Origin of the sequence: Acidovorax facilis (genome assembly GCF_050626955.1) — a bacterium.
Classification (GTDB): domain Bacteria; phylum Pseudomonadota; class Gammaproteobacteria; order Burkholderiales; family Burkholderiaceae_C; genus Acidovorax; species Acidovorax facilis.
The window spans coordinates 2034515-2051544 of record NZ_CP192460.1 but is presented as its reverse complement, the minus strand read 5'-3'; the positions used below and the strand labels follow the sequence as shown (position 1 = coordinate 2051544).

Genomic DNA, 17030 nt, shown 5'->3' with positions numbered 1-17030 from the left:
CACCTGCCTGCGTTTACAGTCTCGCCATGTTTCAACTGCAAGGAGTTTCCGCATGAACAACCTGAAGATTTCCCAGCGTCCTGCACACCGTATTGCAACCATCCTGGCCGTAAGCGCCCTGGCTTTGGGCCTGTCTGCCTGCGGCAAGAAGGAAGAGCCGACTGTGGGCCAGCGCCTGGATTCCGCCGTCGAAAAGACCGAGCAGGCCGCCGCCGAAGCCCGCGCCAAGGCCGAAAGTGCCATGGAGAACGCTCAGGCGAAGGTGGAGCAGGGTGCTGCAAATGCAGAATCTTCGGCCAAGGAGGCCGCCAACAAAGGCATGGTTTTTCTGAGTGACGCAGAAATCACCGCACAGATCAGCGCCAGCCTCGCCAAGGACCCCGACCTGAGCGCAGTGAAGATTGATGTCGATACAGCCAATGGCCGTGTGACGCTGAAGGGCCCCGCACCCTCCGCCGTGGCCCGTGAGCGCGCCGAAGGCATTGCCAAGGCCGTGAGTGGCGTTAGTTCTGTGAACAATCAGCTGGTGGTCAGCGCGAGCTAAAGCGCGCGGGCTGGCATCAGCCCCGTCGCCGCTACCAGCGCTTCACACCACGCGCCGCCCGGGTTCACGCCCTGGCGGCGCGCTACCATGGTCGGCATGAAAGAGCACGACACCGACCTCGCCACCCGCATCGTCCACCACGACTACGTTCCTCCTGCTGGTTTTGTAGCGCCCCAGCCGGGGATCTACAAGGCCTCCACCGTCATCTTTCCCAACGTCGCAGCCATGCGCTCGCGCGAATGGAAGGACAAAAGCGGCTACACCTATGGGCTGCACGGCACGCCCACCACCTTCATCCTGGAAGAGCGCCTGTGTGCGCTGGAGGGCGGCCTGCAGTGCGTGCTCGTGCCCAGCGGTCTGGCTGCTATTGCCAACGTGGCCTTGGCCCTGCTCCAGCCCGGCGACGAAGTGCTGATCCCGGACAACGCCTACGGCCCTGGCAAAGACCTTGCCAATGGTGAACTGGCGCGTTTTGGCATCACCCATGGGTTTTACGATCCGCTCGACCCAGCCGATCTGGCCGCCCGCATCACCCCTGCAACCCGGCTGGTGTGGCTGGAGGCTCCGGGCTCGGTCAGCATGGAGTTTCCCGACCTGTGCGAGCAGGTGCGCATCTGCCGCGCACACGGCGTGATCACCGCGCTGGACAACACCTGGGGCGCGGGTCTCGCGTTTGCGCCGTTTGACCTCACAGGTGATGGCAGCCTGGGAGTGGATGTTTCGGCCCACGCGCTCACCAAGTACCCCAGTGGCGGTGGCGATGTGCTGATGGGCAGCGTCATGACGCGGGACCCGGGCCTGCACATGAAGATCAAGCTCACCCACATGCGGCTGGGCTTGGGGGTGGGGGCCAACGACGCAGAGGCTGTGCTGCGCGCACTGCCCAGCATCGGCCTGCGCTACCGCGCCCATGACGAAGCGGCCCGCACTCTGGCGCGGTGGCTGCAGCAACAACCCGCCATCGCGCAGGTGTTGCACCCCGCGCTGGAAGGCGCGCCCGGCCACGCACACTGGAAGGCACTGTGTGGCGCAGGGCAGGGCGGGGCGGGGCAGGCAGCGGGCCTGTTCAGCGTGATGATTGATGCCCGCTACACCCAGAAGCAGGTGGATGCGTTCTGCGACGGCCTGCGGCTGTTCAAGCTGGGCTACAGCTGGGGCGGCCCCATGAGCCTGGTAGTGCCCTACAACATCGCGAGCATGCGCAGCCGCCCGCCCGCACACTTGAAGCCGGGCACGCTGGTGCGGTTTTCGATCGGGCTGGAGGCGGTGGAAGACCTGCGGCGCGATCTGCAGCAGGCCCTGGAGCACGCCTTCCCGGCAGGCTGAGGCCTGTCTTTTTTGCGCGGGGTGGTAGTTTCCTCAGTGGCGCACCGCCGAGGGCTGGCTTAGTGTGAGTGTTCGCGGGTGTCCCGCTGCCACTTCCACGAACTGCCCGAATGACCGCCACCCCATCGGATTCCTCCAACCCCCTCCCTGCGTCTGCCGATCCGGCCCAGCAACCGGCGCCAGGCACCTCGGTGGCCCAGCCCGTGACCCTGCAGCGCCTGGGGTTGGCGGACCCGTTCCGTTGGCTGGCCAGGGGCTTGCAGGATGTGCGCGCGGCTCCCGGCATTGCCCTGTTTTATGGCGTTTGCTTCTGGTGCATGGCGCTGGTGCTGGGCTGGGTGTTCCGCACCCGGCCTGAATACACCATGTCCCTGGCGAGTGGCTGCCTGCTGGTAGGCCCCTTCTTGGCGATGGGGCTGTACGACACCAGCCGTCGGCGCGAGGCGGGGCTCAAGCCCGAGCTGAGCGAATCGCTCACCTGCTGGGACAGCCACATGGGCAGCATGGGCATGCTGGTGCTGGTGCTTGTGGTGCTGGAGCTGCTGTGGGGGCGTGCATCGCTGGTGGTGTTTGCCGTGTTCTTCAACACCGGCATGCCGTCCACCACGGGCGTGCTGCAGGCGGTCTTCAGCCCGCAGAACTGGAGCTTTGTGGCGGTGTATCTGGTGGTGGGCGGCGTATTTGCAGCGCTGGTGTTCTCCACCTCCGTGGTGTCCATTCCCATGATTCTGGACCGAGACACCGATGCGCTTACGGCCGGTATCACCAGCATGCGCGTGGTGCTGGAGAACCCCCTGGTCATGCTGCTCTGGGGCGCACTCATCACCACCATCGTGGTGTTTTCCCTCTGGTTCTGGGGCATCGGGCTGCTGGTGGCCGGGCCGGTTCTGGGCTTTGCCAGCTGGCATGCGTACCGCGCATCGGTCATCCCGCTCCAACGCCCCCCAGCGGGGGCTTGAAAAACCCATGCTGTTACAGTGAGTCTCAACTTCAGGAAGCAATTACCTTGGCAACACCCAACTACGGATACGAAAAACGCCAGCGCGAACTCGCCAAAAAGAAAAAAAAGGAAGAGAAGCTGAGGTCCAAAACACAGCGCAGGCCGGACGATCCGCAAGGCGACGACCAGCCCGCTGACGGCCAGCCCAGCGGCGATGCTGCGGCCCCGGACCAGCCCACAGGCGCTCCCGGCGCCTGAGCCCTCAGCGCAAGAGTTTTTTCAGTTCCGGCCACACATTGGCCAGCATCTGCGGATGCGCCTCGGCGCGCGGGTGGATGCGGTCAGGCTGGAACAGGCGGGTCGGATCGGGCCCGTCGGCCACCCCCTTCAGGAAGAAAGGCACCACGGCCACCTTCTGGGCCTTGGCCACTGTGGTGAACAGGCCCGCGAACTTGTTGGCGTAGTCGGTGCCATAGTTGGGTGGCACCTGCATGCCCACCAGCAGCACCTTGGCCCCGGCCTTTTGCGCCGCCTGCGTCATAGCGGTCAGATTCTCTTCCGTGTTCTTGAGCGGCAATCCCCGCAGGGCATCGTTGCCGCCCAGTTCAATCACCACATGGCTGGGCTTGTGTTGCGCCAGCAGCGCCGCCAGGCGCGAACGGCCGCCCGAGGTGGTCTCTCCACTCACGCTGGCGTTGACCACCGTAGCGGCCAGCTTTTCCTGGGTCAGCTGTTTTTCGAGCAAGGCCACCCAGCCAGTGCCGCGTGCCAGGCCATATTCGGCGCTCAGAGAGTCTCCCAGCACCAGGATCACGGGCTGGCGAATCGGCGCGGCCGCTGTCTTGGACGTTGCCTGGGCCATGGCGCAGGGCGCCGAAAGCCCCACCAGAAGCCCGATAGAGGCGCGCAGGATAAAGTGGCGCCGTTGCTGATATCGAATCAAAGTAAAGAGCCTTTCATGTCCGAATCCTCTCCATTGCCCAAGACAGCTGCTGCCACACCCATCATTGCCGTGGAGCATGTCTTCAAATCGGTCACGGATTCCACCGGAACCCTCGACATTCTGCGGGATATCGATTTCCGCCTGGCCGCCAGGGAAACCGCCGCCATCGTGGGCGCGTCGGGCTCGGGCAAGAGCACCTTGCTGTCCATCATCGCGGGGCTGGACACCCCCAGCCGTGGCACGGTGCGGCTCGATGGCCACGACCTCTTTGCCATCGACGAGGATGAGCGCGCTGCGCTGCGGGCCCAGAAGGTGGGTTTCGTGTTCCAGAGCTTTCAGCTCATGGGCAACCTCACCGCGCTGGAGAACGTGATGCTGCCGCTGGAGTTGGCCAACCGCCCTGAAGTTCGCAAAAATGCCCGCAAGGTAGCCGCCGACATGCTGGCCCGCGTGGGGCTGGGCCAGCGCCTCTCTCACTACCCCAAGGTGCTCTCGGGTGGCGAACAGCAGCGCGTGGCGCTGGCGCGAGCGTTTGTGGTGCAACCTGCCGTGCTGCTGGCCGATGAGCCTACGGGCAGCCTCGACTTTGCCACCGGCGAAACCATCATGAAGCTCATGTTCGACCTGAACCGCGAGCAGGGCACCACGCTGGTGTTGGTCACCCATGACCGCGCCATCGCCGAGCAGTGCGAGCGGCGCATCACCATCGAAGCCGGGCGGGTCGTGTAAGCGCTATTTGCCGCGCTGAGAGGGAGGCGGAAACCAGGTTTTTGAGTGTTTTTGGCCTCTAGCGCTTATTCATAAAGCGGTAGCAGCTATCAAATTGATAGTTTTCCAAAGCCGGTGCCCTGCGCCAGCAGATAATCCCCCCATGTCCAGCCCCAAAGTTCTCTTCGGCTTTCACGCCGTGGGCGTGCGTCTGAAGACCGCGCCGAAATCCATCATCGAGATTTACTACGAGGCCACGCGGCGCGATGCCCGCATGCGCCAGTTTCTTGACCGCGCCCGCGAGGCCGGTGCCCGCCTGATCGAAGCCGACAGCGTGCGCATCGCCAAGCTGGCCGGCAGCCATGGCCACCAGGGCGTGGCTGCGCGGGTTGAGCACGTGAAGGTTGCCACCTCGTTGGATGAACTGCTGGAAGACCTGGAAGCCGCCGGCATTGAGCAGCCCCTGCTGCTCGTGCTGGACGGCGTGACCGACCCGCACAACCTGGGCGCCTGCCTGCGAGTGGCCGATGGAGCGGGCGCGCATGCCGTCATCGCCCCCAAGGACCACGCCGTGGGCATCAACGCCACCGTGGCCAAGGTGGCCAGCGGCGCAGCCGAAACCATGCCGTACTTCATGGTGACCAACCTCGCGCGCACCTTGAACGAACTCAAGGAGCGCAACATCTGGTGCATCGGTACCAGCGACGACGCCCCCAAGACCATTTACCAGGTCGACCTGAAAGGCCCCGTGGCCCTGGTGCTGGGCGCCGAAGGCGACGGTATGCGCCAGCTCACGCGCAAGACCTGCGACGAGCTGGTCAGCATCCCGATGAAGGGCGCTGTGGAGAGCTTGAACGTATCGGTGGCCAGCGGCGTATGCCTGTACGAGGCGCTGCGCCAGCGCACCTGAAATGCTCTCAGGCGCTCAAGTGCGCCGGCGGGGGGCCGTTCCTGCGGGACACGCCGATCAGCCCGCCCGGCGCCGGGGCCGCAAGCGCGCAGCCATCAGAAAAAGCAGCGCAGCCAGTGCCACGGTCGCAGGCTGTGTGAGCGTGGGGATGGTTTGCAAGGGCACCACCGCCAAGCCCTGGGTGGCGGTGTTGTCAGACAGGATGGTCTCGCCCACGGCGGCGGTGCTGGCCACAATCACTATCTGCCCGATGGTGACAGGCGTACCGGCCACACTGCAGATGACGGTGGCGCCTGCTGGCACGGTGTCTCCCGCCGACCAGGCCGCATTTGTACTGTCCAGCACGCAGCCGGTCTGGCTCAGGCCCGGGGGGAGTCCTGAGTCGATGGCGCAGCGCGTGCCACCGACGGCGTCCAGCAGTCCCGCATTGGTGCAGGAAAACGTCCCGGAATAGGGGTGCCCGGAGATCGCTTGCAGCGGCATGCCCGACAGGCTGATGACCATGTTCACCACCGCGATGGTGGTGGTGGCCGTGGCGCTGTTGTTGGCGGTGCGCGCGTCCCCCGGGGTTGCCACCGTGGTGGTGATGGGCACCTGACCCAGGGTGGGCGCCTGGTAGCGGAAGCTCAACGACAGGATCTGCCCGTCGGCCAGCGTGGGGGGCAGGCCCGAGAGGGCCACCGCACAGGTGGCAGCGTCGAAGCCGACCGTGGTCACCCCGGGCGGGGCGCTCACCAGTTGCACGGCAGAGGGGCAGTTCAGCGCCGCCCCGATGGCAATGCTGGGTGTCCAGGGTGTCGCTGCGGTACCGCTCAGGTTGGCAAACGATGCCAGGACGGTCACCGATTCACCAGCCAGCGCCGTCAGGGGCGCGCTGGCGGTGGTTTGCAGATCCACCGGGCTGATCACCGTGGTGCCGGTGGCGGAGTTGTTGGCGGGCAGGTCATCGGGCACGGGGCCGGAAATCGTGGCGGCTGCAGTCACGGTTCCGGCCGCTGGTGCGGTGTACGAGAACGCCATGGGCGCCGCGGGATCTGCGCCGAGCACCGACGCGCCGCCCGCCAGCGTGGCCGGGAAGCCCGAGAACACGTAGCGGCCTTGGCCCAGCGTGTCCACGCAGGATGCGGACGCACCGGTGGGCAGATTGGAGAAGCTCACTGCCGTATCGGCACAGCTGTGATCCAGGGTCAGGGTGTACTGCAGCCCCGTGGCTGTGTCTACACCACGGTTCGCAAAAGTCAGGCGCCCCTGCACCCCGCTGCCCGGCCTTGCTGCAGCAGGCACAAAGATGGACGCCGCTGTATCCCGCAGGAGCGGGTCAATCCAGAGCACGCCATTGCCAGCCGGGGATGTGATGTAGGTCCAGAGGTCCAGCCCCTTCGCATCGCCCCACCCGCCGGTGGCTGCACAGTCGGCGTTGGCATTGGCGCCGGGCGGCCACCAGCGGTACAGCTGTGGCGAAGCGCCATAGACCAGTGTGGAATCCGCGCCGCCCAGGGCCTGCGCAGGGTCGGAGGCGGGTGGCGGTGAGCCGGGGCAGAGGGTTCCGTTCAGCTGACCCACCAGGGTGCCACTCTGGGTGACATAACCCCGGTCATCAAAATACACGGTGGTATTGCCAGCCTGCGGCCCGTTGAGCTTGGTGATGGTGGGGCCACCGCCAAAGGTCGCCGTGGCGGTGCTGGTGCCATTGCCGTTGTTCTCGGTATCGATCATGGGCAGGTGAATCTCGCCAGCACGCGCGAATGCCCGGTAGGCGTAGGGCGTGGCGCTGGCGGGAAAGGCGGTGCCCGCGGCATCGTTGCCATCCCACGGCACATCCTGTGTGCCCGTGGCGGCGATACCCGTGATGACCGCGTTGGCCGTATTGGAGGGGCTGAAATCCACACCGTCGCGGCTCACGACGATCTGGAAGGTGGAGGCACCGGTGATCGAAAGCCGGAACGTGCCGCCCGCACCCGGCAGGGTGCGTGAACCCACGCTGGGCGGGCGCCCGGTGAATGTGGCGGCCGACAGCGAAGGTGGCTGGGGCGTGAGCGGAATGCGCAGCGCTGTGAGCACCTTGTCCACCTCGGCCGAGTGGGGGGCTGCGGGGGCGATGCTGCTGAAAAAAATCGGAAACTCCGGCCGCTGGGCCGACAGGCCCGCCGCCAGGTTCGTCACAAACGAGTCGCTGCCGCGCACGCCCTTGTACAGGGGCTGCCCGTTGTCCAGAAACCCCAGCCGGTTGGCATACAGCGCAAAGCCATTGGGATCGAGCCCCGCCAGTGCCTGCGAGTAGCGGTAGCCATCAAGCGTCACGTAGTCGTGGCGCGAATAGACAGGGCGGTTGTTCACCCCCGTGAAGCCCAGCCAAGCGTAGGTGAACAGGCGGCCATTGAGATCGCTGAGACTGCTGGCCGATGCGCGCACCGTGACGTCCCACGCGGCCACGGTGGAGGTGCTGGGCAGCGGATTGAAGATGTCGGCATTCAGATTGGTGTTGCCACTGGTGGCGGGCATGAACTGCACGCCATAGATCCCGGTGGCGGGAACACGGTAGGCGCAGGGCGCGAACCCGTTGGTGACGGTGGCGCTGCCGTCGGCGCTGTGGGGGCCCGCGAGTTCCTGGTCGCGGGAGTTCAGTTCCCCCAGAGTGCTGCCGCCAAGGCTCCCCGGCGGCGGCGTGTTGGATGCGCACGAGAAGTCGGCGCTGGCCGGCAGGGTCTCGTCGCCCGGTGTGCCGAAATCCTGCGGGTTGTAGACCAGGATGTCGCCGCCCGTCGTGCGGTTGCGGGAGCCCAGCAGCACATACTCGCCCGCCTCTGCGTAGACGTACAGGAAGGTGCGGCGCTGGACCTTGCCCACATAGCGGTTGCCTGGCTGCAGGTCCAGGTTGGCGCGGCATCCCCGGTCGAGCGTGTTGGCACAGGTGCCGCCGCTGGTAGGGTAGGTGGAGGGGTACAGCGTACGGCTGCCTTCCGCCGAGGCCTGCGGAGCCGCGCACAGCCCAACGAATGCGCTCAATGCCATGGCTGCAAAGGTGCTGTGGCGGCGACAAGCGGGTGGTCCGTCGGACATGTGTGGGTCTCCCTGGTTCATTGTCTGGATGCCGGAAGTTCGGACCCCTGGCGATTCATGAGGCTGGGTGGCTGCGCGGCACAGTCCCCAGGCCGCTGTTCAAAAATTCCCTCAGACATCGCGCCGGGGTGTATTCGGCATGGGTAGGCACTTTAGATACACCGCATGGGTCCGCAGCCCGTCAATCAGCCTGTTCTTTCGCAAGCATGATCAACGGCTGATCCCTCAAAGGGGCATGCCTCAAGTCTCTGGCTTTGCATGCACATTTTGCTGATGTTGGGCGGCAAGCCGCAAGTGCGTTGGATAGTGGTAGCCGCTTGGCGTTAAACCGTATTGCATTTTGAACAAGCGACAGACGCGCGCACTGCCTTTGGCCCTCATGTAGAAGCTATCTCTGCAACGGAGCGACGCTGGAATGCGAGTGGCAGGTGAGCATGCAAGGGGTCAATAGGGGTCAATAGGGGGCAATGACCCTTGCGCACCCCTCTGCACAAGAAGCACTGCGCATGCCCAATGCCCAATGGCGCAAAGTGAGCGCTGTTCTGGTTCAGGCATCGCCGTGGCACAACCAGGGCCGATTCGTGGAAGGCTTGCCCAAGGGGGCGCCCATGTGTAACGCGACGGGGTCATGGGTGTAGGCCAACTGCCCGACTAATGGCCGCCGTGGACATAAGTCGCGCAAATCGCACCGCTGGGCAGACAAGCGCAGTACTGTGGGTCACACAAGATAAGTTTTTGTTTGATTAATGACTTTTAAGTCACCACAGAAGGTTTAACACCATGCCATCCGACAGCACAACCACCCTGACCAAATCAGGATACGCCACACGCGATGCTGCCCCGCTGCTGTCCAAGTTCGGTCGAAAAAATCCCGCCTTGCTGCTGAGCCTGGGGCTTGTTTCCCTGCTGTCCCTGACATACAGCTGTGGCGCATTGGCGGCGACGGCTCCGCCGCTGGGTAGTGCCAGCAACTTCGCCATCGTTTCCGACACTTTTACCAACAGTGGAAATCCGACCACGATCAACGGCTCGGTTTGCTACACCACCCCCCCGTCCACTGCGCCCACCACAGTGACCGGGATCATCAAAACGCCGTGTGATACCGAGATTGCCGACCAAGGCATTGCATTGGCGGATCTGGATTCCCAACTGGGCACCTGCATTCCCCTCGGCTCCGCCGTTGATCTCAGTGCCGTCGTTGTGAGCGGCGGCACGCCTGGAGTGATCCCGCCTGGCTGTTATTCCAGCACGGGAGCCATGAGTGTTGGCTCGACGGTAACCCTGAACGGTTCTGGAATCTACGTCTTTCGCCCCGGCGCCGGGGCGACGACTGCGGCGCTCAACACCGCCGCCGACTCCATCGTTTCCCTCAATGGTGGTGCTTGCGCCGGCAACGTGTTTTGGGCGCCCACTGCCGCGACCACGCTGGGTGCCAACTCCACTTTCATCGGAACGGTCATTGGAAACGCCGGTATGTCCATGGGCGCCGGTGCCACCTTGTCCGGCCGAGCCTTGACGTCGGGCGGAACCGTCACAACGAGCGCCAATGCGATTTCGCTCCCTGGCGTGTGTGCAGCCCCCACCGTGCCTTCGATCACGGTATCCAAAATCTCCAATGGTGGCGTGGGTACGTTTGGCTTCAGCGGCAGCAACGGCTTTGCCAACCAGTCCATCACGACCCTGGCATCCGGCTCGGCCGTGGCTGGGGCGACGCAGACGCTGACCGCAGCGGGTGTCAGCACTTCCATCACTGAAGTAGCGCCACCCTTGGGTTACACCCTGGCTTCCATCAGTTGCACCGGCCTGGGTTCAGGTGGAACGCAGACAAACGACCTCTTGACGCGCACCGTCACGCTGGATGCAGCGGCCACTGCAGCAGGGGCGGCCATCGCGTGCACCTTCACCAACAACTTGGATGGATTCGTTCCGCCCTCGACCATCCCCTCCCTTTCCGAGTGGGCGATGCTGTTCCTCGCCGGACTTCTGGCCATTGCGGGATTTGCTGCAATTCGGCGCAAGGGCCTGTAGGTCGAGAAACCATGGGCGCAGCGACGCAGACAGACGCCGCCGTTGTGCGGTGATCTGCTGATCCACAACGTGCCCCGGTGAGTTTCACGGAGTGCGGCGTTGGCTCGCACGATGTCGGGGTGTCGTGCGGTTCGGCACCCTGTGCACTGCAGGCTGCCGTCGCCAAGTGCTGCATCCCCCGGAGAGAGCCGGTCCTTTCTGGGTATGTTCTGTCGCGAAACTGACAGCAAGTTTCCCCAGCTGCCGCTAGGCTGCTCCACCTTTGCTTTCTTCGGGATCTCCCACACCATGAGCCGTCGTCAATTTCTCTTGCGCGCCACCCAGGCCGTTGCTGCCACTGGCCTGCCCGCATGGGCCCACACGGCCCAGGCCGCCGAAGAAGCACTGACCGCCCGCACCATCAACCTGGGTTGCTCCATCGCACTGACCGGCCCCTTGGGCCAGGCTGGCATCGAGCAGGTGGCAGGCATGAAGGCCGCGTTTGCTGAAGTGAATGCTGCTGGCGGCGTGCATGGCCGCGAGATCCGCATGGACCCCAAGGACGATGGCTATGTGGCTGCACGCACCCTCAAGAACGTGACCGAGATGGTCGAGGCCCAGTCGGTGTTCGCGCTGATCTCGCCGCTGGGCACGGCCAACACGGCATCCATCCTGCCGTTGATCGAATCCAAGGGCATTCCCACCGTGGGCCCGGTGACGGGCGCGACCTCGCTGCGTGCGCCTGAGAACCGCCATGTATTCTTCCTGCGCCCCACCTACCGCGAAGAGACGCAGCGCCTGGTCAAGCAGATCGTGGACATGGGCCTCAAACGCATTGCCGTGGTGTACCTGGACAACCCGTTTGGCAAGGAAGTGCTCAAGGACATGTCCCGCGCGCTGGACGAGATCAAGGTCGAGCGCGGTGGCGAGTTTGCACTGGCCGTGGACGGCAAGAACGGCGCTGAGCTGGCCGACAAGGTGGCTGCAGAGCGCCCGGGTGCCGTCCTGCTGGCCACCACGGGCACAGCCAACACCGCGTTTGTGCAGGCCTTCCGTGCCAAGGCACAGGGCGTGCCGCTGGCGGGGCTGTCGGTCACGGTTATCTCGTCCGAGCTGCCCAAGCTGGCTGCGTCCACACGGGGTCTTGCGCTGGTGCAGGTGTTTCCGGACGCGAATTCGCAAAAATCGGTGGTGGTTCGCAAGTTTCAGAGCACCATGAAGGCTACCGGGGCTGACCCGGCCTTCTTGAACAGCGGCAGCGCGCTTGAAGGCTGGCTCAACGGCCAGATCATGATCGAGGGTCTCAAAAACGCGGGCAAGGACCTCACACGCGACCGCCTTCGCGCGGGCTTGGCCAGCATCCGTGCGCTGTCTTTTGGGGACTTCAACGTTGGCTTTGGCAACAAGGCGCCCTACATCGGCTCCGACGCGATCTACCTTGCCGTGTACGCGGAAAACGGGCGCCGGATCAGCTGACCCAGCCCCGTGTCACGCAGGGGTGCCAAGCGCGGCACCTCTGCCATCGGCTACACCCAGCCGATAGCCCCCAGCACCGCCCCGGCGCCCAGCATCCACAGCAAGTGCAGCCTGGTGCGCCACACCAGCACCACGGTCACGGCGCTGAGCAGCCACAGGGGCCAAGCGGTGTCGAAGTTGCCGTGTGCGCGTGTCAGCACCCACGAGGTGGCCAGCAGCAGGCCAATGACTACCGGCGCCATGCCTTGTTTGAAGGCGCGCACGCCGCGCCGCTCGCGGTTGCGGTGGCCCCAGCGGGTGGCTGTCCAGGTCAGCAGGCTGCTGGGCAGCATCACGCCCAGCATGCACACCGCCATGCCCAGGGCGCCCAGCAGCCAGCCTGCAAGGCCTGGGCCGCCTGCGTTGATGCCCACGTTCCAGCCCAGCAGCGCGATAAACAGCACGTTGGGGCCGGGTGCCGCCTGGGCAATGGCGATGGATGCGTTGAACTGCGGGTCGGTGAGCCAGGCGTTGCGCTCCACCAGGTAGCGGTGCATGTCGGGCGCGGTGGCAATGGCGCCGCCCACGGCCAGCAGTGACAGCGACAGGTAGTACAGGAACAGGTGGAACCAGTCGCCCGCGCTCAGGGCCGTCAAGGATGTGGTGAGGGTGGTGGCTGCATTCATGGCGCGAGCTTTCTCCACGTCAGCACGCAGGCCGCGCCACCGATCACCGGCAAAATCCAGAACAGCGGCCAGCGCAGCCACGCCATGGCCACGATGGTCAGCCCTGCAAACGCCACACACAACGGGCGGCCCAAGGGGTGGTTTTTGATCGACACAAACAGCTTGATGCCCACCCCCGCAATCAGCCCTGCCGCCACGGCGCCCATGCCGCGCAGCGCACCGGCCACGGCCGGGTGGCTGGCAAACTGCGCATAGACCACGGCCAGAGCCAGCACCAGGATCAGCGGAAAGGTCAGCATGCCCGCCAGCGCCGCCAACGCGCCGCGCAGACCAAAGTAGCGGTCGCCAATCATGATGCTGAGGTTGACCACGTTGGGGCCCGGCATGATCTGTGCCACGGCCCAGTCCTCGACAAACTCCTCGTTCGTCATCCAGCGCTTTTTCTCCACCAGCTCGCGCTGCACCACGGCCAGCACGCCGCCAAAACCTTGCAGGGCCAGCCAGGTGAAAGACCAGAACAGATCGGACGGGTTGCGGGGTTGGGGCCGGGGTGGGGATTCCGGGGGCGGGGAGGGCAGATCGGTGGCAGTGGCCATGGAAAATTGAGTAAAAATGGCTGCTAGCGCTTATCTGGTAAGCGTTGGAAGCTATTAAATCAGGAGTATTTGGGGTGCGCGGCTGGCGCTGCGGTGCACCCCGCACCATGTTACGCGCGCCACACGGGCTGCGCAGGGGATGTGGCCCTCGTCTTGCGGCAAGGCAGGGCCGGTGATTGGCGTACACGCTGGGGGTTGCGTGCCGCTATGCTGCGTGTCGGCGCAGCGCGGCTCCTTGCTGCGACTGCCACCTTTCGCCGACCCCACCAGGATTTCCCGCCATGAAACTCATCCGTTACGGCCAGCCCGGCGCAGAACGCCCCGGCCTGATCGACGCCACCGGCACGCTGCGCGACCTGTCCATGCTGCTGCCCGACATGGGCCCGGCCCAGCTCAACCCGCGCACGCTTTCTGCCCTGGCCGCCATCGACGCAAGCCGCCTGCCGCCCGTCTATGGCACACCGCGCCTGGGCAGCCCGGTGGCTGGGGTGGGCAAGATCGTGTGCGTGGGGCTCAACTATGCCGACCACGCGCGCGAGGCGGGCCTGCAGCCGCCCGCCGAGCCTGTGTTGTTCATGAAGGCCGTGACGGCGCTCAGCGGCCCCAACGACGATGTGCGCATTCCGCCCGGCGCCGTCAAGACCGACTGGGAGGTCGAGCTGGGCATCGTCATCGGCACCCGTGCGCGCCAGGTGGCCGAGGCCGATGCGCTGCAGCATGTGGCGGGCTATGTGCTGGCCAACGATGTGTCTGAACGCGCATGGCAGATGGAGCGCGGCGGCCAGTGGGACAAGGGCAAGAGCTACGACACATTTGCCCCGATCGGCCCGTGGCTGGCCACGGTTGACGAGGTCCCCGACCCGCACGCCATCGACCTGTGGCTGGAGGTCAACGGCCAGCGCGTGCAAAACGGCAGCACCCGCAACTTCATCTTTGGCGTGCCCACCTTGGTGTCGTACATCAGCCAGTTCATGACGCTGGAGCCCGGCGACGTGGTGCTGACCGGCACGCCCGCCGGTGTGGGGCTGGGGCAAAAGCCCGACCCCTGGTTCCTCAAGCCCGGTGATGTGATGCGCCTGGGCGCCACGGGCCTGGGTGAACAGGTGCAAAAGTGCGTGGGGGGATGAGTCGGGCGGTGGGCCTGGTGCGGTTTACACGGCGTAGCGCTCTTGGGGCCGGACCTATTTGCCCAGCTTGCCGATCAGCAGATGGTCCTTGGTTCGCCAGCCAGCCTGCTCCGGGGTGCTGACCCTGAAGATTTTCAGGTCCGCCTGGCTGGCGTGCTTGACGCGGTAGACCTTGAAGCTGGCCTGGTTGGCATAGGCCACAAAGAACCAGATCGCATCGCCGCTGGCCTGGGTGGCGTAGTGCACCTCGTGCCAGCACAGGTCGGCCTGGCTTTCATGCGCCACCTCGCAAATGTGGGCGTCGGCTTGGTTTTCGTATTTCACTTCCAGGATCTTGGCCATGGGCATCCTTTCGGGCGGTGGTTCGGGTGGGGGCTTGTCCTTCCAAGGGTATCCAGACTTTGGGCGCGCCAGCCCCCGGGTTGCCCTGTAGAGATGTAAGATTTTGAGTAAAAACAGGGCCTGGCGCTTTATGGGAAAGCGCAAGCAGCTATCAAATTGGGAGTGCGAGGAGCAACCAGGGCCCGGTGGCGGGTCAGTTCTCCACCTGCACCGACTCTACAAACACCAGCTCGCAGGAATTGGCCCCGGAATCCGACCGTGTGAGCGAACTCGTCCAGCGCCAGCCGCTGGGGTGTGTCACCTCCACCAGCCTGCCGGTGATGCGGATGTAGGCCCCCGCACGGGCCTTTTTGAGCGCCCGCTCCACCACGGGCGTGGCGGCAATCATGTGCATGTTGGCTGACGATTCGATGATCTCCTGCAGCGGGATGGGCGGTTGGTCGCGCCAGGTGTAGCGGTACCAGCGGCCGCCCTGGGTGATGTTCAAGGCTTCGTACACCGCAGGGTCGGCCATGCGCTTCCAGCCCAGGGCCAGGTCCAGCGGGGACAGCTCGGCCTCCTTGCCCACGTAATAGTCTTCGCGCGACAACACCCGTGCGCGCACGGCAAACGTGGCCAGTGGCTTGACCTGGTACCCCCGGAACTCGAAAGCCGCCTGGCTGGTGGCCTCCTGCGCGGGGCTGTCGGCCATTGGCTGAGAGACAGCGGCCAGCCCGTGGTTTTGCAGCCGCTGGTCGGCGTAGTGCACCCTGAGCTTCTCGACGGCAAAAAACGCCACCAGCAGGGCCATGGCGAGCTTGAGGAGGGTGGAGACGTTCATGGGCATACACAAGAGTCACGGAATTGTGCACAGATGCAACCTCAGGTAACGCCGAAAGGGGCTCCACCGATTGGCGACATCCGCTGACAGCCCGGGGGGCCGCACCCCCGCAGCGGTGGGCCCGGGTGGCGTGCACAGTGGCCGGATGCGCGCGCAACCTTTTCCCCCTCAAGTCTGTGTGTTCCATGACCGCTGAGCTGCTTCCCGCCCTGGGCTTTGTGCTGGTCGGCCTGCTGCTGGTGGTGATGACGCTGACCAGCTCCTTCATCGCGCGTGTGCCACTCAGCTCGGCCATCCTGTACCTGGCCGTGGGCGTCGGCATTGGGCCCTGGGGGCTGGGCCTGCTGGTATTGGACCCGGTGGGTGATGCCCCGCTGCTGGAGCGGCTGACCGAGATTGCCGTGCTCATCTCGCTGTTTACCGTGGGCCTGAAGCTGGATCTGCCCCTGCGCGACCGGCGCTGGCGCATTCCGGTGCAGCTGGCCACCGTGTCGATGCTGATCACCGTGGGCGCCATCACCGCCGTGGGCGTGTGGCTGCTGCACCTGCCGCTGGGCGCTGCCGTGCTGCTGGGGGCCATCCTGGCGCCCACCGATCCGGTGCTTGCGTCCGATGTGCAGGTGTCCGACCCGCAAGACCGTGATCGCTTGCGTTTTGGCCTGACGGGCGAGGGCGGGCTGAACGATGGGGCGGCGTTTCCGCTGGTGATGCTGGGTCTGGGCCTGATGTCGCTGCACGACCTGGGCGAGAGTGGCTGGCGCTGGTGGGCGGTGGACGTGCTCTGGGCCGTGGTGGGTGGACTGTTGATTGGCTACCTGCTGGGCGTGGTTGTGGGCCGGGCCATTTTGTACCTGCGCATCCGCCACCGCGAGGCGCTGGGCCCGGACGAGTTCATGGTGCTGGGGCTCATCGCGCTGGCTTATGGCGTGGCCTTGTTGTGCCATACCTACGGCTTTCTGGCGGTGTTTGCTGCCGGGTTGGCGCTGCGGCGCGCGGCGGCGGAGCCAGCTGCGTCCGTGGCATCGCCTGCGCAAGGCGACAACAACGATGGTGAAGCCCCCGTGGCCGCTCAGGCGCCGGGCCACATGATGGAGTCGGTCGAACGCTTCAACGCCCAGCTGGAACGCCTGGCCGAAGTGACTGTGGTGCTGGTGGTGGGCGCGCTGCTCTCGGTGGTGGACTTTGGCACCGAGGTGTTGTGGTTTGTGCCCGTGCTGCTGCTGGTGATCCGCCCGCTGGCGGTGTATGCAGGGCTGGTGGGCGCCAAGGTAGAGCGCTCGCAGCGCCGCCTGATCGCATGGTTTGGCATCCGGGGCATTGGCTCCATCTACTACCTCATGTACGCCATCACACACGACCTGCATCCGGTGATTGCGCAGCGCCTGCTGGCGATCACGCTGGCGGTGGTGGTGGCGTCGGTGCTGCTGCACGGTGTGTCGGTGACGCCGCTGATGCGGCGCTATGAGACCCGCAGGAAGACCAAAGCGCAGCGGCCACGGTGAGTTAGCAAGACCGGTTCAATCGAAAATGACCGCTAGCGCTTTATCCGTATGGTTTTATTGCTAT

At 65.1% G+C, this 17030-nt stretch carries 16 protein-coding genes; 10 read left to right on the top strand and 6 right to left on the bottom strand.

Annotated elements, in window-relative coordinates; translation table 11 throughout:
* Positions 1-52: 52 nt before the first annotated feature.
* The 4 genes from ACQ4MJ_RS09255 to ACQ4MJ_RS09240 all read left to right on the top strand — a co-directional run bounded on the left by ACQ4MJ_RS09255 (position 53) and on the right by ACQ4MJ_RS09240 (position 3068).
* Positions 53-544 carry a BON domain-containing protein gene (locus ACQ4MJ_RS09255; RefSeq protein WP_431152908.1) on the top strand — a complete coding sequence of 164 codons (492 nt, stop codon included), beginning with the start codon at positions 53-55 and terminating at the stop codon, positions 542-544.
* 87 nt (positions 545-631) lie between these two features.
* The gene (locus ACQ4MJ_RS09250; RefSeq protein WP_431152909.1) at positions 632-1870 is read left to right on the top strand and encodes a PLP-dependent transferase; all 1239 of its coding nucleotides are present in this window, start codon (positions 632-634) and stop codon (positions 1868-1870) included.
* 110 nt (positions 1871-1980) lie between these two features.
* Positions 1981-2829 (top strand): DUF2189 domain-containing protein, encoded by an 849-nt coding sequence (locus tag ACQ4MJ_RS09245; protein ID WP_431152910.1) that lies wholly within the window; start codon positions 1981-1983, stop codon positions 2827-2829.
* A gap of 47 nt (positions 2830-2876) precedes the next feature.
* Positions 2877-3068 carry a hypothetical protein gene (locus tag ACQ4MJ_RS09240; RefSeq protein WP_218301002.1) on the top strand — a complete coding sequence of 64 codons (192 nt, stop codon included), beginning with the start codon at positions 2877-2879 and terminating at the stop codon, positions 3066-3068.
* A 4-nt stretch (positions 3069-3072) separates the two neighbouring features.
* On the opposite strand, the gene ACQ4MJ_RS09235 is transcribed toward ACQ4MJ_RS09240, so the two are convergent.
* Positions 3073-3753: an arylesterase gene (locus tag ACQ4MJ_RS09235; RefSeq protein ID WP_218301003.1), complete on the bottom strand. Its 681-nt coding sequence runs from the start codon at positions 3751-3753 to the stop codon at positions 3073-3075.
* A gap of 15 nt (positions 3754-3768) precedes the next feature.
* Between ACQ4MJ_RS09235 and ACQ4MJ_RS09230 the strand changes: the two genes are divergently transcribed.
* A complete protein-coding gene (locus ACQ4MJ_RS09230; RefSeq protein WP_055398119.1) occupies positions 3769-4482 on the top strand; it encodes an ABC transporter ATP-binding protein in 714 nt (237 codons plus the stop codon).
* A 142-nt stretch (positions 4483-4624) separates the two neighbouring features.
* The gene (gene rlmB / locus ACQ4MJ_RS09225) at positions 4625-5371 is read left to right on the top strand and encodes a 23S rRNA (guanosine(2251)-2'-O)-methyltransferase RlmB (RefSeq protein WP_228895168.1); all 747 of its coding nucleotides are present in this window, start codon (positions 4625-4627) and stop codon (positions 5369-5371) included.
* A gap of 57 nt (positions 5372-5428) precedes the next feature.
* Here the strand turns inward: rlmB and ACQ4MJ_RS09220 are convergent, their stop codons facing one another.
* Positions 5429-8431: a hypothetical protein gene (locus ACQ4MJ_RS09220; protein ID WP_431152911.1), complete on the bottom strand. Its 3003-nt coding sequence runs from the start codon at positions 8429-8431 to the stop codon at positions 5429-5431.
* Between the two features lie 780 nt (positions 8432-9211).
* Between ACQ4MJ_RS09220 and ACQ4MJ_RS09215 the strand changes: the two genes are divergently transcribed.
* Positions 9212-10459, top strand: a complete 1248-nt coding sequence (locus ACQ4MJ_RS09215) for an IPTL-CTERM sorting domain-containing protein (protein ID WP_431152912.1) — start codon at positions 9212-9214, stop codon at positions 10457-10459.
* A 288-nt stretch (positions 10460-10747) separates the two neighbouring features.
* Positions 10748-11914: an ABC transporter substrate-binding protein gene (locus ACQ4MJ_RS09210; RefSeq protein ID WP_218301006.1), complete on the top strand. Its 1167-nt coding sequence runs from the start codon at positions 10748-10750 to the stop codon at positions 11912-11914.
* Between the two features lie 50 nt (positions 11915-11964).
* Here ACQ4MJ_RS09210 and ACQ4MJ_RS09205 read toward each other — a convergent pair whose 3' ends face one another.
* Both ACQ4MJ_RS09205 and ACQ4MJ_RS09200 read right to left on the bottom strand, forming a co-directional pair.
* Positions 11965-12579 carry a chromate transporter gene (locus tag ACQ4MJ_RS09205; RefSeq protein WP_431152913.1) on the bottom strand — a complete coding sequence of 205 codons (615 nt, stop codon included), beginning with the start codon at positions 12577-12579 and terminating at the stop codon, positions 11965-11967.
* Entirely contained in the window at positions 12576-13175 is a 600-nt protein-coding gene (locus ACQ4MJ_RS09200) for a chromate transporter (RefSeq protein WP_431152914.1), read from the bottom strand. The genes ACQ4MJ_RS09205 and ACQ4MJ_RS09200 overlap by 4 nt, the downstream gene beginning before the upstream one ends.
* A 281-nt stretch (positions 13176-13456) precedes the next feature.
* On the opposite strand from ACQ4MJ_RS09200, the gene ACQ4MJ_RS09195 reads away from it, so the two are divergent.
* A complete protein-coding gene (locus tag ACQ4MJ_RS09195; RefSeq protein WP_431152915.1) occupies positions 13457-14302 on the top strand; it encodes a fumarylacetoacetate hydrolase family protein in 846 nt (281 codons plus the stop codon).
* Positions 14303-14356: 54 nt separating this feature from the next.
* Here the strand turns inward: ACQ4MJ_RS09195 and ACQ4MJ_RS09190 are convergent, their stop codons facing one another.
* Positions 14357-14644, bottom strand: coding sequence for a DUF6150 family protein (locus ACQ4MJ_RS09190; RefSeq protein WP_055401176.1), 288 nt, complete (start codon positions 14642-14644; stop codon positions 14357-14359).
* Positions 14645-14837: 193 nt separating this feature from the next.
* The gene (locus ACQ4MJ_RS09185; RefSeq protein ID WP_431152916.1) at positions 14838-15464 is read right to left on the bottom strand and encodes a hypothetical protein; all 627 of its coding nucleotides are present in this window, start codon (positions 15462-15464) and stop codon (positions 14838-14840) included.
* A 185-nt stretch (positions 15465-15649) separates the two neighbouring features.
* Here ACQ4MJ_RS09185 and ACQ4MJ_RS09180 point away from each other — a divergent pair, with 185 nt between their 5' ends.
* Positions 15650-16966, top strand: a complete 1317-nt coding sequence (locus tag ACQ4MJ_RS09180; RefSeq protein WP_176885879.1) for a cation:proton antiporter — start codon at positions 15650-15652, stop codon at positions 16964-16966.
* Positions 16967-17030 lie beyond the last annotated feature (64 nt).